At 66.7% G+C, this 729-nt stretch carries 1 protein-coding gene and 1 pseudogene; both read right to left on the bottom strand.

Going from position 1 to position 729, the window contains the following annotated elements:
• A partial coding sequence (locus HUK84_RS21355; protein WP_374729409.1) for an ArnT family glycosyltransferase occupies positions 1-336 on the bottom strand: 336 nt, incomplete at its 3' end.
• 74 nt (positions 337-410) lie between these two features.
• A pseudogene (locus HUK84_RS21360) lies at positions 411-729 on the bottom strand (glycosyl transferase); the annotation flags it as partial.

Below are 729 nucleotides of genomic sequence, written 5' to 3' on the forward strand. Positions count from 1 at the left end.
GAACAGCGTGGCGCCGATCCAGGCGGTGAGCGTGACGGCGGCGGTCACCGCGATCAGCGAGGGAATGCGATAGGCCCAGACGGCGTGCCGGCGCAGCGTGCCGGTGGCGGCGACCGAGGCGGCTTCGAGCCAGTAGATTCCGGCCGGCTGCAAATAGCGCGGACGATCCTGGAAACGGACATCGATGAAATCGCCGCTGCGCAGCATCTGGGCGCTGGCTTCCATGTAGCGGGGTTCGTCACGGTCCAGCGGCGGCAGGCTGGCGCGACCCGGCAGGAAGATCAGGAAGGTGCACAGCGCGAGCAGAACATAATGGCGCATGGTCAGCCGCGTCATCCGGCACGTATCCTTAGGGCATCATCCGGCCGGATGGACTCCGGCCGGATAAAGATGATCGCCAAAACAATGAGCTAGCGTTCGGTAACGCGACGTGGGAGCCTTGTGCGGTTGTTCAGCCACATCACGCCCATCAGGTCCCGGATGCCGACCAGCGCCCGGTTGAGGTTCGTGTATTTGGAATGCCCGTGCAGGCGGCTGCGGTGCCGCACCGGCAGGCAGACCAGCGGCACGCCGTAATGGCCCATCAGTGCCGGCAGGAAGCGGTGCAGCCCTTCGAATTGCGGCAGGCGCAGGAAATCGGCGCGCTGGAACAATTTCATCGGCGCGCCGGTATCGGGGCAGCCGTCGCGCAGCAGCCGGCGGCGCAGCCCGTTGGCCAGGCGCGTGGCG

Source organism: Nguyenibacter vanlangensis (assembly GCF_013376155.1).
Taxonomy (GTDB): domain Bacteria; phylum Pseudomonadota; class Alphaproteobacteria; order Acetobacterales; family Acetobacteraceae; genus Gluconacetobacter; species Gluconacetobacter vanlangensis.